This is a genomic window from Pseudoalteromonas sp. ATL1 (genome assembly GCF_058933015.1).
Genome location: NZ_JBZYXL010000001.1, coordinates 1,318,323 through 1,342,525 on the forward strand (window position 1 = coordinate 1,318,323; position 24,203 = coordinate 1,342,525).

The window sequence follows — 24,203 nt, forward strand, 5'->3', positions numbered from 1 at the left end:
ATGCAAGTATGCGAAATCATTAAGCAAAGCGGGATTAGTTTTGGTACCAGCGGCGCAAGGGGCTTAGTAAGCCAGTTTACCCCGCAAGTATGCGGTGCGTTCGCCAGTGCTTTTGTGGCGAGCCAGGCTGAAGTAGCGCGAGTCGCGATTGCCATTGACAACCGTCCAAGCAGCCCTGCGATTGCACAGGGCTGTATTGCAGCACTGAAGGCGCTCAATATTGATGTGGAGTATTATGGCATAGTACCTACGCCAGCGCTTGCTTATGCAGCGCAGCTTAAGCAGATCCCTGCGATCATGGTAACGGGCAGCCACATTCCTTTTGATAGAAATGGCTTAAAGTTCTACCGCACTGATGGGGAAATAACTAAGGCGGATGAGCAAGCTATTTTAAACAGCCAAGTAATTGTAGAAATGTGTGATTTGACTGAGTTGCCCACAGTCGACAGTTTTGCACATCAACAGTATTTAGCCCGTTACTTGAATGTATTCTCAGGTCAACCGCTTGCAGATAAACGTGTTGGCATTTATCTACATTCAAGCGCGGGAAGAGCGTTATACCCAGTGCTATTTAAAGCTTTGGGGGCTGAGGTTGTCGAACTGGGTTACAGTGATGAATTTGTGCCTATTGATACTGAGGCGGTTACAGAAGAAGATAAACAGCAGGCAAGAGCTTGGTCCAAAGAGTATAAATTGGATGCCATTTTCTCTACCGATGGGGATGGTGATAGACCTTTATTGGCCGACGAAAATGGTGAGTACCTAAGAGGTGATATTCTATGCTTGTTAGCCGCACAATACTTAAGTATTGAAGCGCTTGCTGTGCCTGTTAGTTGTAATACAGCCATTGAGCTTACAAACAGTTTTAAACAAGTTGTACGCACTAAAATCGGCTCACCGTATGTGATTGAAGCATTTTCTGAACTTGCTAAATCCTATGTAAGCGTTGCTGGTTTTGAAGCCAATGGCGGCTTTTTATTAGCCAGTGATTTACAGCTAAACAACAATACCATGCAACAACTGGCGACGCGTGATGCAGTTTTGCCTGCTTTATGTGTGCTCGTTGCAGCAAAATCGGAATCGATAAGTCAGCTACTAAACAAACTGCCACAACGTTTTACGCATAGCGATCGAATCAAAGAGTTTGCTACAACACGCAGTCAAGCAATCATAGAACAAGGCAAAGCTGATCCCGCAGCCCTGCTGGAAAAATTGGGGATTGAGGGAATTGTTGAGCATGTTGATATTACAGATGGACTAAGGCTAACACTCAGCTCTGGAGATGTCGTTCACTTACGCCCCTCAGGGAACGCGCCAGAACTTCGCGGTTATGCTGAAAGTCAATCTGAGCCTCAGGCACAAGGAATTGTTTCAAATGTATTAGCAAAGGTTTCTGGGGTTTTTTAATACGTTTAGAAGACCCTGAAATAAATTCAGGGTGACGTAACTGAGGTGAATGTAATTCTGAGCCAATTGACTTAGGGTACATGAACCTGAGTTAGTTAATTTAGAAAGATAAAATGCGTTCAAATAGCTAACATACCGTCATCCTGACGAATGTCAGGATCTTGCAACTATAAAATACAGTTCAAGTTAGCACAGCTTTTTCAATAAATATTCTCTGCGCTTTTTATCTTCCGGTTGCTTTGAAAACTTAAAGTAGGTGCATAGCAGATGTTGCTTATTATAGAAGCGTGCTGTTTCAATAAGCATTGTTAACCTACCACCATTAAATAAACTCATTTTCTCGGCACTTTTAAAAACTTGCTGCTTTTGAGTAACGGTAAGTTCAGGCCAATAGGCTAATCCTATCATCACGGTTTGGTTGAGCACTTGCCATGTGTATGGGCCAAACTGATGAGCCAATTCTAGCGTGTGCCACGCTTGCTCTACGTCATATGTAAAAAATGCCTGTTGGTGGGCAAGGTCGGCATAGGTTTGTGGCCAAGCGGGGCGTGAGTTTATCGACTGGCTATATAAATCAGCAATTGTACCATCTGGTTGCGCTTCAAATTGAGATGCACGGCCCCATTCTAATAGTTTGGCTTGGGTGACTTGGTAGTAACTTTGCGTTGAATCGAAGGCCAGAGATGTTTCAGCAGCTTGTTTTGCATCTTTGTACGCAAGCTCTATTACAGGCTTACCTTTTTGCCATTGGTCTAAGTAGTACTTAGTTTTAAAGTGATAGGCGCTCCCTAAGGCCAAGTGGTAACTTTTCGCAATTAACCATATGCACAGCGGTACTATGGCAGCTAAAGCTATATATTGCACATAGCGATTTTGAACTGGGTTATTGTTATTTTTCAAGCCTACAACCTGTATTAATCAAATGAAAAGTGCGCTTTGGCAATGTCTTTAGGCATCGTGTAAGTGAGCTGGTGCGCATACTCATCACCACAAAGCGCTGCTATTTTCTCTCTTGCTTCTGCCATCTTCGGTGGGCGGCGGTGCATTGAGTGGCTGTCACTGGCCACTATGCTAAATAGTTTTTCCTGTAACCAGTATTCCGCGAGTGCTTTGGGTTTACTGCCCATATCGTCCAGCACTGAAGCGGCGGTTAACTGAAATAAACAGCCCATATTAACGAATTGCTTAATTTTTTCAGGATATTGCTGTAGCTCACGGTTACGTTCGGGGTGCGCTATCATAGGTACTACATTGTTGCTCAGTAACCACTTAACGAGCTTGTCGGCCCCTGCGGGTATTTGGCTATGAGGCATTTCTAATAACAGCACTTTTTTACCTTGATATTCACCCAAAAACGGCAGCTTATTTTGTGGTAATAAGGTGAGCATCTCTGTGCCAATTCTGACTTCTGCGGCCGCACTTATTTTTATATCCAATGAAGAGTAACTCAGTGCGTGTGTGACTTCGCCTAATGCATTGGCAATTGTCCGCTTGCAATTATCAAAGGTGCCAAAGTGAATATGGGGGGTTGCTACGATATGGGTGATGCCCTGCTTTACAGCTGCGTCGATCAGCAAAATGGAGTCTTTTATTGTTTTTGCACCATCGTCAATACCGGGGAGTATATGGCAGTGTAAATCTATCATTTTTAAGGCCTAGCTAAATTCGCCGTTGTTCATCATAAGCGCAGTTTATTGTAGGCGTGATTGTACCGACAATTTAAAGTGAACACTATACAGGAGTGGGTAGGCTGAAAATAAAAAAGCGCGAACTAGAAATTCGCGCTTTTTAAGACTTCTGGTATTAGCTAATACAAGCTAAGCGCTTTTATCACTGTCACTTTGCTCATATGCTTGATAATAGCCATATTGGCCATAGTAGCTTTGCGCATCTTTGGTATCAAATTGGTTGAGTACTACACCAAATACCTTTGCATGTGCCTGATTTAGCTTTGCTAAACTATTTTTGATTAAAGCAGTACGAGTCGAATTGGCTTTCACAACCATTACCACGGCATCAGCAGCAGGAGATATAACCAAAGCATCACTCACGGCCTGTACCGGCGGGGTATCGATAATGATTTTATCGTAGCGACGCTGTAGCTCAGTCAAAAGCTCTTTAAAGCGAGGCTGTGCGAGTAACTCTAACGGGTTAAGCGGAATTGAGCCCGCAGGCATCACATCTACATGCGGTTTTACCTCATTAACAATACAATCATCAATAGAGTCTGTCATAGCTAGGTAGTTTGCTAGGCCGGCTTGATAAGTTGGCAAACCAAGGCGCTTACCCAGAGTCGGTTTGCGCATATCCGCATCTATGATCAACACACGCTCAAGGGCCGAAAACGCATAGGCCATATTCATTGTTGTTGACGTTTTACCTTCCGCGGGGAAAGAAGAGGTGACTTCAATCACGTTCATGGGTCTATCAAGCGCCAACAAGCTCATGGAGGTACGAATTGAACGCACTGATTCGGCAAACATCTTTTGATCTTTATCGAAGAAGGCGTCATCACGCTGCTCAGCCGCTTTTTTATCAAGTAAAGGAATATAACCCAGCGCACGTTGCGCAAGGTTTGTTTCTACATCGTGGCTTGATTTAATGGTGTCGTTTAGGCTGTCGTGCACAAGCGCAATCACAATACCAAACCCTATGGTGGCAACAAATACTAAGATCACAATCAATGATTTTTTAGGCTTTACTGGATCAGAGGTAACAATGGCTCTATCGGTAAAACGTGCCACAGGGGAGTCAAAGTCACCTGTTACTGCGGTTTCTTTTTGACGTGAAAGGAAGTTATCAAATAACTGTCTGTTAGTTTCAACCTCGCGGAGTAAGCGGCGGTACTCGGTTTCAACCGAGCTTAGCTGGCTAAAGCTGCTGCGTGCTTGCTCAAACTGGCGTTTTAACGCTTCGTAGTTTTGTGATGCGGTACGTGCTTCGTCTTCAATACCTTGTACCAAGCGTTGAATTTGTGCGCGTAGGCTTTCTTTTACAGCGCTAAGCTCTGACTGAACTGCAATCATTTTCGGGTGCTTAGGGCCATATACTTTAGACAGCTCAGAAACTTTTCTTTCGACAGAAATAACATCACGTTTTACATTTTGGATGGAGCTATGAGAGGTGATTTCAGGCAAGCTTTCTAAACGAGCGATGTCATTTTTACCATATTTTTGCACCAGCTTTAAAAACGCTTCCGCTTCCGCTGCGCGAGAGCGTGTAGTAACTAGCTCTTTATTTAAATTTTCTAGTTCTTGGGCATCTAGCGAGGTAATACCGGCAACGTCGACTAGGTTATGCTCTTTTCTATAAGCTTCTAAACGGCGCTCAGACTCATCCAATTGAGTACGTAACTCACCTAATCGACTGCCTAACCAAGCATTGGCTTTTTGCGTAATGCCCAATTTGGCTTCAAGTTGAGAGTTGATATAGGCATCACCCACCGCATTGGCAACTTGTGCGGCAAGTGCTGAATCATGCGTTTCATAACTTATTTTAACGAGTTGGGTTTTACGCACAGGCTCAATCGATAAACGCGACATAAATAAATCAATTTGACCACGTTTTTTTGCGGCTGCAATGGTTGCTTCATCTAACTCTGCGTCTGCGGAGGGCAAAAATGTGATTTTGCTGCGCAGGTTTTGCACCATGGATGGCTTTGATTGAAAGTCTGGGTGATCAGCAAGATTTAATTGCTCAAACACGCGCTCTGCAATGGAGCGTGACTTTAGTATTTCAAATTGAGTGAGGTAGTACTCTTGTTGTGACGAGTTAATGCCATACACTTCTTCTATTTTAATCGCGCGAGCTTGCTCTGCCTCAATTAATAATGTCGCGGTTGAGCGAAACACAGGTTTCAAGCTCAAAACCACAAATACCGCGATCACCGATGTTAAAATGGCCAGCATTAAAATGCGCCATTTGGCTCGCATGATCACGGTAAAATAATGACGTAAATCGATCACTTCTTCTTGCTGATTTTCAGTCGGTTGAAGCGCGTTATGTACTGCTGTCATTAGAAAAATCTCTGTTCAATGGTTATGGTGTCACCGGCTTTAATACGCGCGGCTAATGAGCCTTGCTCTTTTTCACTTTTGGTGCCTTCGCGGCTAATGAATATCTTCTCGCGAGACGCACGTTCGGTTAAACCGCCTGCCAGTGCAACCGCTTGGTTAACCGTCATACCTGGTTGATAAGGGTAACCACCGGGCTTTTTCACTTCACCATGAATGTAAAAGGGGCGGTATTCTTGTATACCCACAAACACATTTGGTTGTACTAGGTAGTCGCCTTTTAAACCATCATAAATTAGCTGTTCGGCTTCTTTAATGGTGAGGTTGTTTAGGCTTACAACGCCTAAAAATGGGTAGTTAATACTGCCACTATCGGTTAATTGGGTTTCAAGCTCGAGGTCTTGATGGCCAAATACTTTGATAATAACTTTATCGCCTGGGCCAAGCCTGTAAACACTTTCGGAAGCATAAGCGCTTCCGAAAGTTAATAACAAGCTTAGTATTAAAAATACTTTATATTTCATAAGCTCTTATAGTGTGAAGGTGGCACCTACAAATACCACTAACTTGTCAAAGTCGATATTTTGTTGTGTCGATGTTTTGTCTTGGAAGTCGATACCTGCTTTTAAGTCAATCCAACGTCTTAGGTCGTAGTTCGCCGCCACTGTGTATGACTTAGTGGTGTCTTTACGGTTGGTGATACCGGCGTAGTTTTCTGACTTATGGCTGTAGCCTATGTCAGTACTTACAAACTCATTCCAAGTGTGTGTCCAAGTTGCGCCATAATTAGTATCACGGATGTAGTCACCAATGGTGCTTGGGTCGCGTGCAATACGTGACGTATTGAATGCTACCGACGTGTATGTCAGAGGTTGCCAAGTCACACCAGCGCTCCACGATAAACCGCTGAAGTCTTCACGTGCCGCTGAGTCAAAGTCTTTGTCTTGATAACCAATGCGCACATTACCGCTGGTCATGGCTGTTGCTTGCCACTGCGCACCCACCTGGTAAAACATTGAAGATGAGTCTTTTGAACCGCGAACATCGCTGGCATTAAAAACGTCGTACTCAGCGTCTTCCGATTTAATTTCAGCAACTAGGCTTGTGAATGCGCCTGTGTCGTAGAAAAATGTAGAACCTAATGTGGTTGTTGCCACGTCACGGAACTTTGAAATTGCTTCAAAGTTTGTGTAATCCTTGAAGGACACATCTGCCGATAGCTGAAGGCGTGCAGGCGTTGACTGTGCGCCATATTGGTAGCTTGCACCAAAATTAGCAACGCGGAATTTAGTCACATCGTTTTGTGCGCCACCTAAACCTTCAGAGATACCCGTACCACGGTCTTCGTGCGCATTTTGGTAGCCCGCTTTAAGGTTGTAACTGTGGTTTTGGTTTAGCTCAATTGCTGCTTCACCTGACGCGTTGAAATCAAGGTAGTTATCATCGCTGCTCGAAAAGTAAGTACCTGAAGCAAGGCCGATTTGACCTGTGTACTTGTTGGCACCTTGCTCAAGTTGCGCATTCAGCGTCGGCGCTACTTCTAAAATAGAGCTTGATTTTTCATTGTTGCTAGTACGGGCAATGTTGCTGTCGTGCTTTAACGCGGTGTACAAGCTAGGAATTAAATCAATGCCGTAAGCTGTTTTGATCACGCCTGAATCGGTTGCTTCATTTGCTTGTACTGCTGAGCATACACTGATCGCCAAAAATGGCAGCGCCAATTTAAATTTCATTTGCTTATAGTCCTCAATAATTAGTAAGCGTTCTTGCCTGTAAAGCCTTTAAATAAAGTTAAAAAGATAATTTTTATATCAAAAAATAATGACCATTTATTGATGTAATCCAGGTCGTACTCAATGCGTTTTTCCATTTTGTACAAGGTATCTGTTTCACCACGCCAGCCATTGACTTGCGCCCAGCCGGTAATGCCGGGTTTTACTTTATGGCGTAACATGTAATAACTGATCTGTTTACGGTATTCTTCGTTATGGGCAACCGCGTGGGGGCGAGGCCCAACCACTGACATACTGCCTAATAACACATTAAAAAACTGTGGTAGCTCATCTAACGAGGTACGCCTTAAAAAGGAGCCCACTTTAGTGATGCGTTTATCACCTTTGGTGGCTTGCGTCACCTTGTCACTATTTTCCATCACTGTCATTGAGCGGAACTTGTACACAGAAATTCTTTTTCCGTCAAGACCATAGCGCGCTTGTTTAAATAAAACGGGCCCTTTTGAGGTGATTTTAACTGCAGCAGCAATAACTAATAAGAGTGGTGATATGAGCAATAAAACACTGGCACTGAATACAATATCAAAGGTGCGTTTGTAAAAATCACGCACCCCAAACATGGGGGATTCAAAGACACTGATGGTATCTAAATTACCGACTGCACCGATGCGGGCATGCATTAGGTTTTTGAGCATAAAGTCCGGTAGTAACAATACATCAATAGTGGTATCACCCAGCTTATTAAGTAATGTTTGAATACGACCTTCGGCTACCATGGGGTAGCAAATATATAATTTGGTAATTTTACGGGTTTGGGCCATTTCGATGGCATCCGCTTCTGTGCCAGCGAGCAAACTAGTATCAAACTCGCCTAAGCGATCAGCTGCTCTATCATCGAAAATACCAATGCAGTTATGACCTAGCTCGCTATGGGCATTCAGCTCTTGGTATAAACGCATTGCGCTGCTGTTCATGCCGATAATAGCGACGGGTTGTACACCAATACCACGTTTGCGTTTGTAGGCTTTGATTTGTCTTGCGGTGACGCGCCAGCTTAAAAGCGAGCAGGTTGAAAGCACGGTCCACGTAATAACCACAACACGGGAATAGGTTTCACTTTGTTTGAGTAGGAATAAGCCGACAATGAGCAACGTAAATGCGAGAAACTGTACAAACATCAATAGGTACAACATTTGTGTGAATTTGCCCACACGCCATGAGCGGTATAGCTGGAGTGACTCACCAGTATAGCTGTACAGCACCATGTAAAGTGTTAGAAGTAGTACGTAGTCTTTATCAAAACTGATGCCATAGAGCATGCTCGCCAAAAATAAAGAGGCGGCAATGATAAAATAATCAATGAATCGGTAAAGAACCGATCCTGCATACATATCTAATCTAAACTGTGATGTGCCCATGAAAATCCTCCGTGACGCAGTAACTTACTTTACCTAAGTCCCTTAAAGCGCCACATAGTATACATGCCCTGTACCCTCATTGGTAGACATAATTGCTAATAATCGAAAGGTACCCCAAATGGGGTTTAGTATACATAAAAGGTACTTTTGCGTCTTATGAAATTTTTATAACCTGCAAATTTGTTAAATTTTTACATGTTGTTTTCAAATGGTGTTGCAGGTTGCAATATTGAGGTGCGCTATTAAACAACCGAATTATGGAGTGAATGTGCACTGACTATCTTATTTTTTAGTTGGTTTTAAGGAGGGAGTTTGACATACGTATTTTTGCGGGTGAAATATATCTCTTTAATGAGAAACAAGTTTGTTAAAAAGGTGAAAGTAAATAATTTTGTGATTTTATTGCAATAATTGTAGTTGGGATATTTTGGGAGGTGAATACTCTAGCTTGGTGTGTTTAATATGAGTGGAAGGGGCTGATTTAACCGCCCCAATTATACAATATGAAATTTTTTAACGCGCTTTTCGGTATTGCATCAACTCATAGTCAAACTCGTCAGGGTCGACAACGAGTCCCTCTTTTTCAGGAATAGGGAAGACGGCAATGGCAAGCTCGTCATCAGCCAAGCCATCTGTCCATTTTGCGTGCCACTTTTTTAAGCTAATGGACATTGGAACACAGTCTTGCCAATCGCCCGTGGCCCACAATTTTGCAAACTCTTCATTTGGCCAAACGGGTACACAGTCTTCGCTATCGGTATTGAGCATCACACAGCCATGCTCATCGGTGAGTATCCAAATTTCTTCGGTTTTTGTGACTTCTTTAACAAGATACTTATAGCGTTGCACATTATCTTTATTGAGCATGGATTTTATATGGTCTGGGCTGAGGGAGTCTGTCATGGTGATCTCCTAATTCTATTTAATGACACTAATTTTATATTAGTTAGGTTTTACATTAGTTGAGGTTTTTGCGATATAAAACTGCTTCGCATTCGCCTAAAGGGTCTTGGTGCATGTAGGTTTTTATGTACGCCATTCCAAGTTTTTTCATGATATTGATGGAACCTTGATTGTCGGGTAATGCTGTAGCCGACAACGCTTTTATGCTTTTATCTTGCTCCAACATATTAACTACTTGCTTCGCAGCTTCGCTTGCATACCCTTTACCCCAACTTGCTTGCTTGAAGCGCCAACCTAATTCTAGATCAGTATCGTTTCGATCATCACCAAAAAAGCCCATAGGACGCACCAATACCCAGCCAATAAATTCATTGGTTTGCGTAATATTGACTTGCCATAGTCCCCAACCCTTTTCTTGATTAGTGAAAGCGTTTAAGCGGGGAATAAAGGTATTTAAGATATCGTCCATTGAATTGGGCTTACCGCCGTTAATGTACTTCATAACCGCTGGATCTTGATCGAGTTCAAACAATAGCGGTGCGTCATTTTCATTCATTAATCGAAAACTCAATCGCTCTGAACTTGCTACTTTCATAGTCACTCCTTACTGCTTTTAATGATGAAATTGATTACAATGCGCGCCTAATTTGTATGGGGGCAGACTTTGAATAACTCGTTGAATAACTCGGTATTGGCGTTACGCCAGCAACAAATCGCCGCGGCAAAACGTGAATACAAAGCAAGAGGGTCAAAACTCTCGCGTTGTGAAACATGTTTACTCGCACAAAGTTTATGTATTTGCGAGACTGTACAAACGGCTGAGCACTGCCAAAGTGCGGTTTGCTTGCTAATGTACCATAATGAGAGTTTTAAGCCATCCAATACAGGGCGTTTAATTGCCGATGTTATTCCTGATAATCATGCGTTTAGATGGGATAGAACAGACCCTGAACCAGCATTAATTGCACTAATTGAAAATCCGAGTTATCAACCCATTATTGTGTTCCCTGCTGAAAATGTCGAACCCGAACGAGTGATCTCACAGGTTACACGAGAATCAGACAAAACCCCTTTATTCATATTTTTAGATGGCACTTGGCGTGAAGCCAAAAAAATGTTTCGAAAAAGCCCGTATCTCGACGCCTTACCTGTGCTGTCAATATCGCCGCAATCACTGTCAGATTACCAATTACGTGTGGCGCCACATGCTCATCAGTTGGGTACCGCTGAGGTTGCCTGTGTGGTGTTTGAACAAAATGACGAACCGCAAGCGGCTGAATTACTCACTCAGCATTTTATTGACTTTCGTGATGCCTACTTAAAAGGTAAACGTAAAAAAAGCTAAATTAGTGCTTATTAGTCATTAAGTGAGCTGAAAATTAGGTAGTCCAGAAATAAAGAAGCGCGACTCAATGAGTCGCGCTGACGGAATCTTTTATAGCGTCCTGCTATGTTGATAAATATCAACTCCCTAAATCGTCCAGCTCCTTGGTTTCGCTTAGCGTTATGGTTCTGCGAAATCTAGCATCCTGCTAAGGTCCCCTTCTTCCTTGTGCTCCATGCGCTCCTTCCATTGATAACAGCATCCAGCTGTGTTTCCTTTACCAAATTCCTTTTGAATCCATTTTATGAGCCATCCAGCTCAGTTCCTGTCTACTTCCCATAAATCCGATTTACTGCGCGTCCAGTGTGCTTCTTTATCCTTTAGTCTATCCTTGGTTGCTCCTGCAACTTAAAAAGCGTCCGATTTGCGTCGTTGTCCTTTATTTCCACATCCCGTGGCTTGGTTATCCATTCCAAGGTGACAGCTTGCTAAATACTGTATCGTCCTGAACTTGTGTAAAAGTATAATTGAGAGAGGATTTAGAACCAGTGTTTAAAAGTAATGTGACTTGGTTGAAAATGAAGCTGCTTTTATTTTTTATTGTAATTTCATAGTATTGAGGTTGTTTTTGGCGTTAAGTCGTCGGTCGATTCCACCATTGCTTATCGCTTGGTGAGAGATGTCTCACACGGTAATTCCATTCTGCCTCATGGATTACCTTAAGATGAACTGAACTCTTAGGATAATCCTGTGTATAATACTGAATTACAGGTTAAAACTGCCTGAATAATAACCTTTGAATGGAGCTTAATTATGAAGCGCGCACTAGCTGTTCTTTTGGCCTCTGTAACGAGTTTATCTGCATTCGCAAACGGCGAAGTCAATATTTACTCTTTCCGCCAACCTTTTTTGATCCAGCCGATTTTGGATGACTTTACAGCCCAAACGGGTATTAAGACCAATGTGGTTTTTGCAAAAAAAGGACTCATCGAGCGAGTAAAACGTGAAGGTAAGCATAGTCGTGCCGATTTAGTACTGACTTCTAATTTTAGTGCCTTGATCCAACTAGAAGAATTAGACCTCACCCAGCCGATTAAAAGCGAGCAAGTCAATAGTAATGTACCCAGTGCGTTTCGTGATCCGCAAGGTGATTGGGTTGCCTTAACTAAGCGTGTACGTAATGTTTACTCATCCAAGGAGCGACTCGGTGAACTTAAAACACTTAGTTACGAAGATCTTGCTGACGTTAAATACAAGGGCAAAATATGTACGCGCTCAGGTAAGCACCCTTATAACTTAGGATTAGTGGCGTCGATGGTGGCGCACCATGGCGAAGAATACACCAAAAAATGGCTAACCGATGTTAAAGCAAACTTGGCGCGTAAACCTCAAGGTAACGATAGAGCACAAGTTAAGGCGGTAAAAGAAGGGCTATGCGATTTGGCACTAGGTAACAGCTATTACTTTGGCAAGATGTTGACCGATGAAAAACAAAAAGCATGGGCCGAGTCTGTTTATATTAATTTCCCTAATCAAGCTGACCGAGGCGCGCACTTAAACGTATCGGGTGTGGTGATGACCAAGTATGCGAAAAACGCAGATAATGCATTAAAACTGATTGAATTTATGACCAGTGATAAAGCGCAGAACATGTATGCGTCGGTCAATATGGAATACCCAGTCAAGCTAGGTGTAAAATTGTCGCCATTGGTTGAATCGTGGGGCACTTTTAAAGAAGATGCGTTACCACTTGCGCAAATTGCAAAGTATCGACCTGTGGCCCTTAAGCTAATAGACGAAGTTAAGTTTGACTTGTAATACAGGGAGTTAATTTTTGTCTAGATGGCAAGTGTGTGCGTGGCTGATAGGTTTATGCCTATCAGCCCCACTGGCATTTTTGATTTTTGAATCCTTGCAAGGCGATTCCGATGTTTTTAGTCATTTATGGAACACGGTATTGTGGGATTACATCATCAATACCGTGCTGTTAATTGCAGGCGTATTGTTACTTAGCTGTTTGATCGCTTTGCCACTTGGTTGGTTGGCTGCGTATTGCCAATTCCCCGGTAAACGCATATTCGAGTGGGCCATGATGTTACCACTTGCCATGCCGACCTATATCATTGCTTATATTTATACTGATTTATTCGATTATGCAGGCCCAGTGCAAGTTACCCTGAGAAATTGGTTTGATTGGCGCTCTCCAGACGATTATTGGTTTTTTGACATTCGCACCTTACCCGGTGCGGTGGTCATGATTGCATTGGTTTTATATCCGTATTTATTTCTTATCTTTAAAACCGCTTTGCGTGAACAATCATTTAAATTGGTACAAGCAAGCCAACTTATGGGGTTGAGCCCGGTGCAAAGCTTTTTCAAAGTCAGTTTGCCGCTTGCTCGAGGAGCCGTGGTTGCCGCGCTCGCTTTGATCAGTATGGAAACCATGGCGGACTTTGCTACGGTACATTATTTTGCCGTCAGTACGCTCACGACCGCTGTTTATGATACTTGGCTGGGTTACTATTCTTTAACTGCCGCGGCTAAAATATCAGGTATTATGTTGCTGTTTTTATTCGTATCTTTATTGTTAGAGCGTCTTAGTCGCAAGAACAACGTGGTGCATGAACGTCAACTTAGCGTTAACATCGAGACGCTTTACCAACTTGAAGGAAAGTACGCAGTACTGGCTACTGGTTATTGTTTATTTATTTTAACAGTGGCATTTATTTTACCTGTGCTTGTGCTCCTGGGTTATGCCTTTGATTACTTTGACCAAGCATGGCAAAGCGAGTTTTTTATCTATGCGTGGCAAAGCTTGAAAATAGCAATTTGGGTTAGCGGTGTAGCGGTCTTGTTAAGCTTACTAGTGGTGTTTTCGCAACGTATTGGTGAGCAGCAAACTAAACATATTCCAGGACGTTTCGCTAGTATGGGATATGCACTGCCGGGGACGGTGCTTGCTATTGCGGTACTATTACCACTCACCTTAATGGATAACACCCTTAACGAGTGGTTTGCAGGGTCAAGCTTTGAACCGGGCCTACTGTTAAGCGGCAGTATTTTTGCCATGATATTTGCGTATGTGGTGCGATTTTACGCCATTGCGCATGGTGCAGTGGAAGCCAGCTACGTGAGAATTAGCCCGTCACTCGATATGGCAAGCCAAAGTATGGGCAAAAACTTGCTACAAACACTGAGCTTGGTGCATTTTCCTTTATTGAGGCGAGGTATATTGACCGCTGCGTTATTGGTCTTTATTGAGTGTATGAAAGAGCTCCCCGCGGCATTGTTGTTACGCCCATTTAATTATGAAACCTTGGCAACCCATGTTTTTCAATATGTTAGTGATGAACAGTTAGAGCTTGCCTCTATTTCGGCGCTATTTATTGTTTTGGTGGGCCTAGTGCCGCTATATTTTGTTAATCGTTCAATGGAACAACACAGTCAATGAGTAGTTTAGTACTTGAGAATGTCTCTTATCGATACCAGCAACAAGCGGTTATTTCTAATCTTGATTTGAGCGTGGCTCATGATGAAATCATTTGCTTGTTGGGCGCTAGTGGTTGCGGTAAAACAACAACACTTAAAGCCATCGCAGGTCTTATCAAACCTCAGCAAGGACGTATAGTCATTCACGGACAATGTGTGAGTGATGGCCATTTTTTTATGGCACCACAGTATCGAAATATCGGCATGATGTTTCAAGACTATGCATTGTTTCCACACTTGAATGTGGCGCAAAATATCGCATTTGGTTTGGCTAAATTGGATAAACCAGTACGCGCTCAGCGAGTATCACAAATGCTTGAGCTGGTGCGTTTAGCTGGCTTGGAAAAGCGCTATCCGCATGAGCTGTCTGGTGGTCAGCAACAACGTGTTGCCATTGCTAGAGCGTTGGCTTATCGGCCAAATTTACTGTTGTTAGATGAACCATTTTCAAACATTGATACTCAAGTTCGCTATCAGCTCATTAGTGATATTCGCAGTATCATTAAAGACCAACAAGTGTCGGCTATTTTTGTCAGCCACTCTAAAGATGAGGCCTTTGCATTTGCTGATAAACTGGCCATCATGCATCAAGGTAAAATTGCACAAATTGATAACGCACAAGCATTGTTCCAACGCCCAAAAAGTAAAGCGGTCGCAGAATTTTTGGGACAGGGGATTTACCTCGATGCGAAACGTTACAATGGTGCCAGCGTAGCAACGCACTTTGGCGATGTACACTCACTGATTGAGCTGCCAAATGAAGCTGAATCTGGGCAGATCTACGTCCGCCCTCAACATATTGAGTTGGTTAATGATGTAAAAGGGGATGTAGAAGTGCTACAACAGCGATTTGTTGGCACAGATTACGTCTATCATATAAAGGTGGCAGAGCAACAGCTCGAAGTACCGGCACCCGCTGAACAAATATTAGATACAAATAAACCTGTCTCTTTAAAAATCAAAGCGCATGCGGTAAATTTCTTTTCTTAACAGCAGATGAATACAAGGATAACGCATGGCGCAAGCACAATCAGGGGTCTGTGCTGAAGCAAATTTACACGGGCTACATTTGTTTTTTAATGTACTGGAAGGCCAAGATGAAGCCGTACGTGCTGCGCTCGCTAACTGTGAACGTTTACAAAACGAATTAAGTGATCGATTTTCTGAGTCAATGGTTTCAAGCTTTGTGGCCATTGGGGCTCAGTACTGGCCACATATTTATCCAGAGTTTATACCCAGTGAGCTTAAAAGCTTTCCTAATATCACCAGCGCTGAACATATCGTGCATAGTCAGCCTTTTGATCTTTTGTATGTTATCCGCTCCGATAGAGAAGATGTGAACCATTTGTTCGCGCAAAGTGTACTACATATGTTGGCTCCCTCAGTTGAATTGGTTGCCCATGTTCGAGGCTTTCGCTTTTTGGATGGACGAGACTTTAATGGTTTCGTATATGGGGGGCATGGCCCGCATGGTCGCTTTAAGCGCCAAGTAGCGTTAGTGAATCAACCGCAAAGGGCCGACGACCAAGGTAGCTATATTCATGTTAAACGAGTGAAGTTTGATATTGATGCATGGCAACGCTTGTCACTGGAAGATCAAGAACAACTGATGGGCCGCACTCGCTTAGACAATATTTTAATCGAGCCAAAAGAGCCCAATAGTCATGCAACGCTTACAGAGCTTAAGAATGAGCAAGGTCAGCCATTGCTGCTAGACCAAAGTATGCCATTTGGTGATGTGTTTGAGCAGGGGAGTTTGTGGCTTAGTTGTTCAGGATCTGGGTTGGCATTTGAGCGGGTATTGAAGTCTAGGCTTGGTAACGCCCAGTGTTACGACCCTTTGCTTGATTACAGCCAAGCCGATATGGGAGCCGCATTTTTTGCACCGTCAGTACAGTTTTTAAATGACATGGCGAAGATGTGTGAGCAGCAGTAAAGCGAAACAGTGAAGCGCTGTTTCGCAATACGATAGTTACACGTTATCAAATAAGGTTTTTACACGCTCTAAAGTTGCGTCAATTTCCGAGATCTTCGCAGGTGCAATAAAAATAGTATCGTCGCCAGCGATGGTGCCTAATACACCATCCGCAGTGCCTAAAGAGTCAAGCAAACGGGCGATTAGTTGCGCAGCCCCTGGGCTGGTACGAATGATGATCATCATTTCGTTATGCATAATGTCGATAACAAGTTGGCGCAGAGGACTTTTTGCCGTTGGTACGCCCATCTCCGCTGGTAAACAATACACCATTTCTTGTTTGGCGTTACGTGTGCGCACCGCGCCAAATTTACTCAACATACGAGAAACTTTACTCTGACTCACATTGTCGAAACCTTGTTCTTTTAATGCGTCAACAATTTCCCCTTGTGAGCCAAAGTTTTCTTCTTTTAATAGGGCCTTAAAGGCTTTGATTAAAGCTTCTTGTTTTTCTTGCGGCTGCATAACGTTTCATTCTTTTATTTAGCGAATAAATGGATTTTACACAAAACTTGAGGGTTACCCAAATTTTCGCAATATTACGAGGAGTTAACGGTAAGCTTAAGTATGTTCAGAGTGAGCGTAAAGGTAAAAGTGACAAAAGCTTTACAACTATAGTCGAAAAAATCATGAAAATAACTCGGATTAATTTGTCTTTGTCGGCGCTTTTCATTATCTTTACTGCTCATTCAATTCCACCTTCAAATTATGGAGAATTCACATGAAAGTTGCTGTATTAGGTGCCGCTGGCGGTATCGGTCAGGCTCTATCGCTTTTACTTAAAAATGGCTTGCCTGCAGGCTCTGAGCTAGCACTATACGATGTTGCACCAGTTGTTCCAGGTGTAGCTGTTGATCTTTCTCACATTCCAACTGCAGTTAAAGTTGCAGGTTTTGGCGCTGATGATTTAGATGCTGCGTTAGTTGGCGCTGATATCGTGCTTATCCCAGCTGGTATGCCTCGTAAGCCAGGTATGGACCGTGCTGATCTATTTAACGTAAATGCGGGCATCATCAAAACATTGGCTGAAGGTATTGTTAAAAACTGTCCTAAAGCACTTGTAGGTGTGATCACAAACCCAGTAAACGGCACAGTACCAATCGTTGCTGAAGTATTCAAAAAAGCGGGTACTTACGAAGCTTCACGCGTATTCGGTGTAACAACACTTGACGTTATTCGTTCAGAAGCGTTTGTTGCTGAGCTTAAAGGTGTAGACGTATCTGAAGTTAAAGTACCAGTTATTGGTGGTCACTCAGGTACAACTATCCTACCGCTACTTTCTCAAGTACCTGGTGTTACTTTCACTGACGAAGAAGTTGCAGCACTGACTCCACGTATCCAAAATGCTGGTACTGAAGTAGTAAATGCTAAAGCGGGCGGTGGTTCAGCAACACTTTCAATGGGTGCAGCAGCAGCACGTTTCTGCTTCTCACTAGTGAAAGGCTTACAAGGCGAAAGCAACGTTGTTGATTACGCGTATGTTGCTGTTGAAAACGGCGATGCACCTTACTTTGCACACCCAGTACGTCTTGGTCAAAACGGCGTTGAAGAAATCCTTTCTTACGGCGAGCTAAGCGCATTTGAGCAAAAAGCAAAAGAAGACATGCTAGAAACGCTGAACAAAGATATCCAAGAAGGCATCGACTTTATGGCTAAGTAAGCCTTAAAGATTTAAGAAGCCCGCTTATGCGGGCTTTTTTATGTCTGTTATTTTAGGTGTCTTTGAGACTCAGGCATTAAAAAGGCCTCTAAGCAAGGCCTTAATCGTAATCGTGAGGTTACTTATTTAACGCAAGCTGTAGTTCGCGATTACGCTCAAGTCTAACCAACAACTCATCTGCGATGGGTTTGAACTTTGCAAGCTCTGATTTTGGTAGCGGTTCAGACTTTGGTAAGTCGACCGTTTTTGGATTACGGTGCACGCCATTAACCAAAAACTCATAGTGTAAGTGCGCACCAGTCACTCGACCCGTAGCACCGACAGTGCCAATCTTTTGGCCTTGCTTCACTTTCTGGCCAGTTTTCACCATACGCTTATTCAAATGTAAGTACTTAGTCACATACTGGCTACCGTGCTGAATAAACACGTAATTACCATTTAGGCGGTTATAGCTTGATTTAATGACCTTACCATTACCCGATGACACAACGGGTGTGCCTGTACGTGCAGAGTAGTCTATACCTCGGTGTGCGGTAACACGGCCGGTTACTGGATGTTTACGGCGTGGGTTAAAGTTAGAACTAATATACTTAAAGTTAACGGGTGCACGTAAGAAAGCTTTTTTCATACTGCGCCCTTCTGGCGTATAGAAATTGTCATCACTGTGGCGTATTGCGCTGTAACGCTCACCTTGGTTGATAAACTCAGCTGCAATGATTTTGCCTGTGCCAATCTCTTCACCGTCGACGAAGTGAGACTCATAGATAATGGCAAAGCTATCGCCTTTACGAATATCATTGGCAAAGTCCACATCCCAACCAAAGATATCAGCAAAGTTCATGATTTGACGCTCAGATAAACCGGCACTGATCCCTGCTGTCCAGAAGCTTGAACTGATCTCACCGCCCGCTGACTTAGCGACGGTTTCAATTTCTTTACTTTGAATAGCACTGTCGTATTGGCCATCTTGATTACGAGTCACAAACAATGTGTCGGTTTTTGACAGTATATATTTTAATTGTACTAGTTCGCCGCTTTCATCTTTTGCAAAGCTTAAGATCTCACCAGGGTGAATATTGGTAAGCTTACGAGTTTCAGCATTGGTATTTACCAACTGATGGAGTGTTTGTGCACTAAAACCCGCTCTTTTAAAAATAATGGCAAGGCTATCACCTGATTTAACTTCATGATCAATGAAGCTATATTCTGCTTTTTGTGGCTCTAGAGGCTCACTTGCAGCATTGAGTTCAGTAATGTGCTCGGGTGTTTCGCTTATTTTTACTGGTAATTCATAACGTTTACCAACCTCAAGCGCTTTTTTGTCATGATCTTTAGACGCCGTGGCTTTTTCTGATGGCCATAACGCAACAATCAGCATCAAGGAAAGGAGACTAATAATAAGCAGTTTGTGTTTTTTAGGGAGCTTATGCACCACGTGAACCATAACGCGCCTTTTCTGCTGTCAAGAAAATATGTTAATAATATTGCAGGATATACGCAATAAAGCGGCAATACCAGTATTTTGTGCATTTAAACTCATTCAAATATAGGCTAGAATCGCCCGATAAACTGAATATTTGGAGCGATGAATGGTGGACTTAGAGACTGCATTTGCCGAGATAAAACGCGGTGCAGAAGAAATTCTTATTGAAGATGACTTAAAGGAAAAGCTTAAGTCTGGTAGAAAATTAAAGATCAAAGCGGGTTTTGATCCAACGGCACCGGATCTACATTTAGGTCACACTGTTCTCATCAATAAGCTAAAGACATTCCAAGATTTAGGTCACGAGGTTATTTTCTTAATTGGTGACTTCACTGGAATGATTGGCGATCCAACCGGTAAAAATGTAACACGTAAGCCACTGACTAAAGAAGATGTGCTTGCTAACGCAGAAACTTATAAAGAACAAGTTTTTAAAATTCTTGATCCCCAAAAAACCACCGTTGCTTTCAACTCTACTTGGATGGAGAAACTAGGCAGTGCGGGCATGATCAAGTTAGCAGCGCGCCAAACTGTGGCTCGCATGCTAGAACGTGATGATTTTAAAAAGCGTTATGCTGGTGGCCAGTCAATTGCCATTCATGAGTTTTTATATCCACTTGTACAAGGGTGGGATTCAGTTGCACTGGAAGCCGATGTAGAACTTGGTGGCACGGATCAACGCTTTAATCTTCTTATGGGCCGTGAGCTGCAAAAAGAAGAAGGCCAAGCACCACAAACAGTGCTGATGATGCCATTGCTGGAAGGGACTGACGGCGTTCAAAAAATGTCAAAGTCGCTGGGTAACTACATTGGTATTACGGATGCACCAAATGACATGTTTGGTAAAGTGATGTCGATTTCTGATGAACTAATGTGGCGTTACTATGAGCTGCTGAGCGCATTGTCGTTAGAGGAAATTGCCGAGCTTAAAGCACAAGTTGAAGGTGGTCGTAACCCGCGTGATATTAAGATTGAGTTTGCCAAAGAGATGATAGCACGTTTCCATAGTGCAGAGGATGCTGAGGCAGCGCATCAAGATTTCATCAAACGCTTCCAAAAGAATGCTTTGCCAGATGATATTCCTGAAGTAAGCATTGTGATTGATGAACCATCAACGTTTATCACTAACTTGCTAAAAGAAGCTGGGTTAGTTGCCAGTACTTCAGAAGCGATGCGTATGATTAAGCAAGGCGCCGTTAAGCTCAATGGTGAAGAAAAAGTAACAGATAGCAAACTTGCCATTGAAAAAGGCAGTACTGCAATTTATCAAGTAGGCAAGCGTAAATTTGCCAAAGTGACTGTGAACTAATCATCACGAGTCAGTTTGCTAAAAAAGCCAGCTGTATGCTGGCTTTTTCATTCGTCAAATATAAAAATGCTAGATTTTGAGCAAGGTGAAAGCACAGATAACGGCTATCCAAAGCAGTAATATCAGTAGCAAAAAGAAGGTGTGAATACGATTCAATAAAATCAGTAAAGCATCAATATCATTTGGCTCCGGGTGGCGTTGCACGCCCAAGCGCATTTTCTCAAAACGCTGCCCTAGGTAAAAACACGGCCCGCCTAACTGCACATTGAGGTTGGCAGCAAATAATGACAGTATCCAACCACTATTTTTTTGATAAAAATAACGTGCGTAGGTTTTCAAATAATGCAGTACTTGTTTAAAGTGCAGCATGCTCGCCATAGATAAGATAAAACCACGCAGTGGCAGCCACTCAATGAGGTAAATTGTCTTTCTCAGTGGCGACATAAAACGGCTATTGGGTAGTATTACGGTGCGCCAAGCGTGATCACATAGCAATAAAAGCTTATAAGTAAGCGCTACGAGTGGGCCAAATAGCAAATAAAGTAATATCACAACGTAGTAGTGGCGTATGGTGTGCAGCGCAGTACTGTCTATTGCCGCTTTGGCGATACCAACACTTGATAGCTTGTCAACATCGCGAGAAACCATACCTTTGAGCAATTGCCTCGCCGTTGATTTTTGCCCTTGTCGTAGCAATACGGCAATACGTTTCGCCCGTGTAGTGGTGCGCGTGTCTAGGCATAAATACAGTACCAGTCCACCTAACCACTGTGGGTAGTAAGCAAATAGCGCTAATGCAACACATAAGATTAAGATAGTGGCGATAGGTAGCAAAAAGGCCAACGTACCGCTGAGGGTTTGGTAATTGGGAGTTCCACTGCTTTGATAAACGCGCTGTGCGATACCTTTGAAAGCTAAAGTGAAGATAGTGTTAGGGTGATAACTGCTTTGTAGCGGCAAAAAGTGCGCCGCTAGAAGCGATAGTATGAAGATCAGCAAGCCCTGCTGGGCTTGCATGAATTCAAGCAGCATCTTACAGAGAAACGCTCGTTAACTTCTCAAGCAAAGCTGTAACTAGCTTAGATGAGTTAATAGAGGCAACTTCTAAATATTCTTCGAAAGATTGTGGCGACTCTTTACCAGCGATGTCTGATAATGAACGGATCACCACAAACGGCGTGTTTAACACGTGACACGCTTGTGCAATTGCAGCACCTTCCATTTCTACTGCTAGCATGGTTGGGAAATCAGCACGTGCTTTGTCGATACGTACAGGATCACACATGAATGAGTCACCGGTACAGATCAAGCCTTTCATAGTTTGAGTGTTTTCAAGGCTTGCCACACTTTGCTCGGCTGCCTCAATCAATGCCGCGTGAGCTGCAAAACCCGCAGGCATTTGTGGCACCTGACCCATTTCATAACCGAATGCGGTCACATCCACATCATGGTGACGAACTTCAGTAGAGATCACCACATCGCCTACATTTAAGCTTGGTTCAAAGCCGCCAGCTGATCCCGTATTGATCACGCAATCAGGCTTAAAATTATCTATAAGTAAGGTTGTTGCGACGGTTGCTGCAACTTTACCAATACCCGATTGTACGAGTGTAACGGTGTGGCCAGCTAATTCACCAGTATAAAAAGTGAAGCCACCTTTAGTCATTTGTTGTTTGTTTTGTAGTGCATCACGTAAGATCGCTACTTCTGGCTCCATCGCGCCAATAATGCCAACATTCATGATTTAAATTCCTAAAAAAATTTGTGCATTAGTATACCTGAGCAAGTTTTAAATGCGAATTCTACGTACCTATGAGCACAAAAAAGCGGGGTAAGCCATGTGCCTGTACCCGCTTTATATGTTGTTAGAATGAGATTAAATCTCTGCTAATTGTGTTGACTGTGCTTTCGCTTGAGAAGGTGATAATACCGCAGGTTTTTCGGTGCGGTTACGCACACGTCTTGGAGTTTGTGCTTGTTTGCCTATCTTAAACAAAATAGCACTGCGTACTTCTGCGGTTTTATAACCAGCCTTCACTTTCATACGGATGTGTGGAATGCCCGCTGATTCTAGTGCACCATTAACAAACCAGTCCCGTTGTGCTTTATGGCCGCCTTTATTGGCATTGTTGACAAGATCGACCGCAGCAACAATTTTCAGTGTTTCTTTATCCACTAATACATAATCGAGTTGTTTGTTTTTGGCTTTGATCAGCGCCGCACGGCGTGCTTTGTCAGATACACCCGGTTTGCACTCAATCAGATCAATAAGCTTAACACGGCTAACTATTTTAAACTTGTCACCTACCGCACGCTCTAGCAGCGTAAGAAAAGACGCTTCTACGGCAGTAAATACAGAATCTTTTTTATTAAATGGATACGGGTTGCCACCATTGTCGGTATATTTTGACAATACCACTGACGCAACAACAACCAGTGCAAGTATTGATAACAAAGCAAATTCCATAAAACACTCCAAAACAACATTTTGACAATTTACATATCAAAAGCAAAAGTCATGCCTAACTTGGAGTGTTTGATGTTTTTATCTTTAAACTTGGTAGCCGTTTGGTAGCCCTTTTACCGCATAGGCTACTGCATCATGGGCGTGCAGTGATTCATAGTGGTTAATTTTGACGTAGTAGTCTTGGTAATGAGACGCTTCAAACAGTGCTTTCAATTTTCTTGCCGCATCTTCACAAAACATCAGATTTTGTCCGTTAAGACGTGCGAACTCTTGTTCATCTTCACGCTTTACCGCTGCTTGTACTGGTGTTTTTAGTTCATTCTCAACACTATTAATAAGCGCCAATACGTCAAACTCTTGACTGTCGTTTGGCAGCATCACTTTTATGTTGGCGATACTGCGCTGTGAATGTGGCGTAGCGACAATTCCTTGGGTTGTACCAAGCCATTCGTGCACCTGTTCATAACTTAGAGCTTGGCCTGCAAATTTATCGTTAAATGCTTGTTGAATAAGTTGACGAGCAAGAGCTGCAGAACAAGGGCACGTTGAAGAGTAAGTGACATCACACGCAACTTCTAATCGATATTGTTGTTCTACAAGACTTGCGGTGATGGTAACTGGATAGTTTTTCCATCCAAGCTTCTGGCTTAGCAGTGATTGTCGACGCAGTGGCAGCTCAAAATGAAAAACCAGCTTGGCTGCATTACTAATATCCTGATGGCTTGCTATAAACTGTTCTAACACGCGCTTTATCGTGATTGGTGTAAGGGTTTGCTCGCATGATAACTCATCTAATGCGAGAAACAGCCGTGACATATGAATGCCCTTCGCATGTTCATCATGCAAATTAACAAACGCGTCAACCTTCGCGGTGACAGGGGTCTCGTTAAGACCATAACTTGCGAATAGAAGCGGTAGTTCGATATTACCCATGCCAACCCAATTTAATGTTCCTGTTTGCAATGCTTTAGCTGTATCGGCAATATCTGGCATTATGGTCTGCATTTAAACCCTCATAATCA

At 43.0% G+C, this 24,203-nt stretch carries 22 protein-coding genes; 8 read left to right on the plus strand and 14 right to left on the minus strand.

All coding sequences use genetic code 11. The annotated features are described in order from the left end of the window. Positions 1 to 1,407 (plus strand): phosphomannomutase, encoded by a 1,407-nt coding sequence (locus tag AC5FX4_RS05850; protein WP_493605530.1) that lies wholly within the window; start codon positions 1 to 3, stop codon positions 1,405 to 1,407. A gap of 186 nt (positions 1,408 to 1,593) precedes the next feature. Here the strand turns inward: AC5FX4_RS05850 and AC5FX4_RS05855 are convergent, their stop codons facing one another. The 8 genes from AC5FX4_RS05855 to AC5FX4_RS05890 form a co-directional block, all read right to left on the minus strand. Then, positions 1,594 to 2,307, minus strand: a complete 714-nt coding sequence (locus tag AC5FX4_RS05855; RefSeq protein ID WP_493605531.1) for a hypothetical protein — start codon at positions 2,305 to 2,307, stop codon at positions 1,594 to 1,596. Between the two features lie 14 nt (positions 2,308 to 2,321). Then, positions 2,322 to 3,053, minus strand: a complete 732-nt coding sequence (locus AC5FX4_RS05860; protein ID WP_493605532.1) for a tyrosine-protein phosphatase — start codon at positions 3,051 to 3,053, stop codon at positions 2,322 to 2,324. 171 nt (positions 3,054 to 3,224) lie between these two features. After that, the gene (locus AC5FX4_RS05865; RefSeq protein ID WP_493605533.1) at positions 3,225 to 5,423 is read right to left on the minus strand and encodes a GumC family protein; all 2,199 of its coding nucleotides are present in this window, start codon (positions 5,421 to 5,423) and stop codon (positions 3,225 to 3,227) included. Next, positions 5,423 to 5,944, minus strand: a complete 522-nt coding sequence (locus AC5FX4_RS05870) for a polysaccharide biosynthesis/export family protein (protein WP_493605534.1) — start codon at positions 5,942 to 5,944, stop codon at positions 5,423 to 5,425. Before AC5FX4_RS05870 ends, AC5FX4_RS05865 begins: the two co-directional genes overlap by 1 nt. Before the next feature lie 6 nt (positions 5,945 to 5,950). Then, positions 5,951 to 7,153 (minus strand): outer membrane beta-barrel protein, encoded by a 1,203-nt coding sequence (locus tag AC5FX4_RS05875; protein WP_493605535.1) that lies wholly within the window; start codon positions 7,151 to 7,153, stop codon positions 5,951 to 5,953. A 20-nt stretch (positions 7,154 to 7,173) separates the two neighbouring features. Beyond that, complete coding sequence (locus AC5FX4_RS05880) at positions 7,174 to 8,571, minus strand: undecaprenyl-phosphate glucose phosphotransferase (RefSeq protein WP_493605536.1); 1,398 nt, start codon at positions 8,569 to 8,571, stop codon at positions 7,174 to 7,176. A 513-nt stretch (positions 8,572 to 9,084) separates the two neighbouring features. After that, the gene (locus tag AC5FX4_RS05885) at positions 9,085 to 9,474 is read right to left on the minus strand and encodes a DUF2750 domain-containing protein (protein WP_493605537.1); all 390 of its coding nucleotides are present in this window, start codon (positions 9,472 to 9,474) and stop codon (positions 9,085 to 9,087) included. A gap of 55 nt (positions 9,475 to 9,529) precedes the next feature. Beyond that, on the minus strand, positions 9,530 to 10,075 hold the full coding sequence (locus tag AC5FX4_RS05890) for a GNAT family N-acetyltransferase (protein WP_493605538.1): 546 nt from the start codon (positions 10,073 to 10,075) through the stop codon (positions 9,530 to 9,532). A 75-nt stretch (positions 10,076 to 10,150) separates the two neighbouring features. Here AC5FX4_RS05890 and AC5FX4_RS05895 point away from each other — a divergent pair, with 75 nt between their 5' ends. From AC5FX4_RS05895 to AC5FX4_RS05915, 5 genes are all read left to right on the plus strand, one after another. Continuing rightward, complete coding sequence (locus AC5FX4_RS05895; RefSeq protein ID WP_493607783.1) at positions 10,151 to 10,819, plus strand: tRNA-uridine aminocarboxypropyltransferase; 669 nt, start codon at positions 10,151 to 10,153, stop codon at positions 10,817 to 10,819. A 792-nt stretch (positions 10,820 to 11,611) separates the two neighbouring features. Next, positions 11,612 to 12,616, plus strand: a complete 1,005-nt coding sequence (locus AC5FX4_RS05900; RefSeq protein ID WP_493605539.1) for a Fe(3+) ABC transporter substrate-binding protein — start codon at positions 11,612 to 11,614, stop codon at positions 12,614 to 12,616. A gap of 16 nt (positions 12,617 to 12,632) precedes the next feature. After that, positions 12,633 to 14,249, plus strand: a complete 1,617-nt coding sequence (locus AC5FX4_RS05905) for an ABC transporter permease (protein WP_493605540.1) — start codon at positions 12,633 to 12,635, stop codon at positions 14,247 to 14,249. Next, entirely contained in the window at positions 14,246 to 15,277 is a 1,032-nt protein-coding gene (locus AC5FX4_RS05910; RefSeq protein ID WP_493605541.1) for an ABC transporter ATP-binding protein, read from the plus strand. Before AC5FX4_RS05905 ends, AC5FX4_RS05910 begins: the two co-directional genes overlap by 4 nt. Before the next feature lie 25 nt (positions 15,278 to 15,302). After that, positions 15,303 to 16,223, plus strand: a complete 921-nt coding sequence (locus tag AC5FX4_RS05915; RefSeq protein WP_493605542.1) for a Dyp-type peroxidase — start codon at positions 15,303 to 15,305, stop codon at positions 16,221 to 16,223. A 36-nt stretch (positions 16,224 to 16,259) separates the two neighbouring features. On the opposite strand, the gene argR is transcribed toward AC5FX4_RS05915, so the two are convergent. Further along, entirely contained in the window at positions 16,260 to 16,727 is a 468-nt protein-coding gene (gene argR, locus AC5FX4_RS05920) for a transcriptional regulator ArgR (RefSeq protein ID WP_493605543.1), read from the minus strand. Between the two features lie 256 nt (positions 16,728 to 16,983). On the opposite strand from argR, the gene mdh reads away from it, so the two are divergent. Then, the gene (mdh, locus tag AC5FX4_RS05925; protein ID WP_493605544.1) at positions 16,984 to 17,922 is read left to right on the plus strand and encodes a malate dehydrogenase; all 939 of its coding nucleotides are present in this window, start codon (positions 16,984 to 16,986) and stop codon (positions 17,920 to 17,922) included. Positions 17,923 to 18,040: 118 nt separating this feature from the next. On the opposite strand, the gene AC5FX4_RS05930 is transcribed toward mdh, so the two are convergent. Further along, on the minus strand, positions 18,041 to 19,366 hold the full coding sequence (locus AC5FX4_RS05930) for a peptidoglycan DD-metalloendopeptidase family protein (RefSeq protein WP_493605545.1): 1,326 nt from the start codon (positions 19,364 to 19,366) through the stop codon (positions 18,041 to 18,043). A gap of 148 nt (positions 19,367 to 19,514) precedes the next feature. Here AC5FX4_RS05930 and tyrS point away from each other — a divergent pair, with 148 nt between their 5' ends. After that, positions 19,515 to 20,714: a tyrosine--tRNA ligase gene (gene tyrS / locus AC5FX4_RS05935; protein WP_493607784.1), complete on the plus strand. Its 1,200-nt coding sequence runs from the start codon at positions 19,515 to 19,517 to the stop codon at positions 20,712 to 20,714. Between the two features lie 69 nt (positions 20,715 to 20,783). On the opposite strand, the gene AC5FX4_RS05940 is transcribed toward tyrS, so the two are convergent. From AC5FX4_RS05940 to folE2, 4 genes are all read right to left on the minus strand, one after another. Next, the gene (locus AC5FX4_RS05940) at positions 20,784 to 21,731 is read right to left on the minus strand and encodes a cobalamin biosynthesis protein CobD/CbiB (RefSeq protein WP_493605546.1); all 948 of its coding nucleotides are present in this window, start codon (positions 21,729 to 21,731) and stop codon (positions 20,784 to 20,786) included. Positions 21,732 to 21,747: 16 nt separating this feature from the next. Continuing rightward, complete coding sequence (gene mtnN / locus AC5FX4_RS05945; RefSeq protein WP_493605547.1) at positions 21,748 to 22,455, minus strand: 5'-methylthioadenosine/S-adenosylhomocysteine nucleosidase; 708 nt, start codon at positions 22,453 to 22,455, stop codon at positions 21,748 to 21,750. Between the two features lie 135 nt (positions 22,456 to 22,590). Further along, positions 22,591 to 23,181 (minus strand): DUF2726 domain-containing protein, encoded by a 591-nt coding sequence (locus tag AC5FX4_RS05950; protein WP_493605548.1) that lies wholly within the window; start codon positions 23,179 to 23,181, stop codon positions 22,591 to 22,593. 84 nt (positions 23,182 to 23,265) lie between these two features. Then, complete coding sequence (gene folE2 / locus AC5FX4_RS05955) at positions 23,266 to 24,186, minus strand: GTP cyclohydrolase FolE2 (protein ID WP_493605549.1); 921 nt, start codon at positions 24,184 to 24,186, stop codon at positions 23,266 to 23,268. Between the last annotated feature and the right edge of the window lie 17 nt (positions 24,187 to 24,203).

Bases quoted from the DNA above. Each gene is read 5' to 3' on its own strand.
- AC5FX4_RS05850 (WP_493605530.1), top strand. From the start codon at position 1: ATGCAAGTATGCGAAATCATTAAGCAAAGCGGGATTAGTTTTGGTACC.
- AC5FX4_RS05860 (WP_493605532.1), bottom strand. From the start codon at position 3,053: ATGATAGATTTACACTGCCATATACTCCCCGGTATTGACGATGGTGCA.
- AC5FX4_RS05865 (WP_493605533.1), bottom strand. From the start codon at position 5,423: ATGACAGCAGTACATAACGCGCTTCAACCGACTGAAAATCAGCAAGAA.
- AC5FX4_RS05870 (WP_493605534.1), bottom strand. From the start codon at position 5,944: ATGAAATATAAAGTATTTTTAATACTAAGCTTGTTATTAACTTTCGGA.
- AC5FX4_RS05875 (WP_493605535.1), bottom strand. From the start codon at position 7,153: ATGAAATTTAAATTGGCGCTGCCATTTTTGGCGATCAGTGTATGCTCA.
- AC5FX4_RS05880 (WP_493605536.1), bottom strand. From the start codon at position 8,571: ATGGGCACATCACAGTTTAGATTAGATATGTATGCAGGATCGGTTCTT.
- AC5FX4_RS05885 (WP_493605537.1), bottom strand. From the start codon at position 9,474: ATGACAGACTCCCTCAGCCCAGACCATATAAAATCCATGCTCAATAAA.
- AC5FX4_RS05900 (WP_493605539.1), top strand. From the start codon at position 11,612: ATGAAGCGCGCACTAGCTGTTCTTTTGGCCTCTGTAACGAGTTTATCT.
- AC5FX4_RS05910 (WP_493605541.1), top strand. From the start codon at position 14,246: ATGAGTAGTTTAGTACTTGAGAATGTCTCTTATCGATACCAGCAACAA.
- AC5FX4_RS05915 (WP_493605542.1), top strand. From the start codon at position 15,303: ATGGCGCAAGCACAATCAGGGGTCTGTGCTGAAGCAAATTTACACGGG.
- argR (WP_493605543.1), bottom strand. From the start codon at position 16,727: ATGCAGCCGCAAGAAAAACAAGAAGCTTTAATCAAAGCCTTTAAGGCC.
- mdh (WP_493605544.1), top strand. From the start codon at position 16,984: ATGAAAGTTGCTGTATTAGGTGCCGCTGGCGGTATCGGTCAGGCTCTA.
- AC5FX4_RS05930 (WP_493605545.1), bottom strand. From the start codon at position 19,366: ATGGTTCACGTGGTGCATAAGCTCCCTAAAAAACACAAACTGCTTATT.
- AC5FX4_RS05940 (WP_493605546.1), bottom strand. From the start codon at position 21,731: ATGCAAGCCCAGCAGGGCTTGCTGATCTTCATACTATCGCTTCTAGCG.
- mtnN (WP_493605547.1), bottom strand. From the start codon at position 22,455: ATGAATGTTGGCATTATTGGCGCGATGGAGCCAGAAGTAGCGATCTTA.
- AC5FX4_RS05950 (WP_493605548.1), bottom strand. From the start codon at position 23,181: ATGGAATTTGCTTTGTTATCAATACTTGCACTGGTTGTTGTTGCGTCA.
- folE2 (WP_493605549.1), bottom strand. From the start codon at position 24,186: ATGCAGACCATAATGCCAGATATTGCCGATACAGCTAAAGCATTGCAA.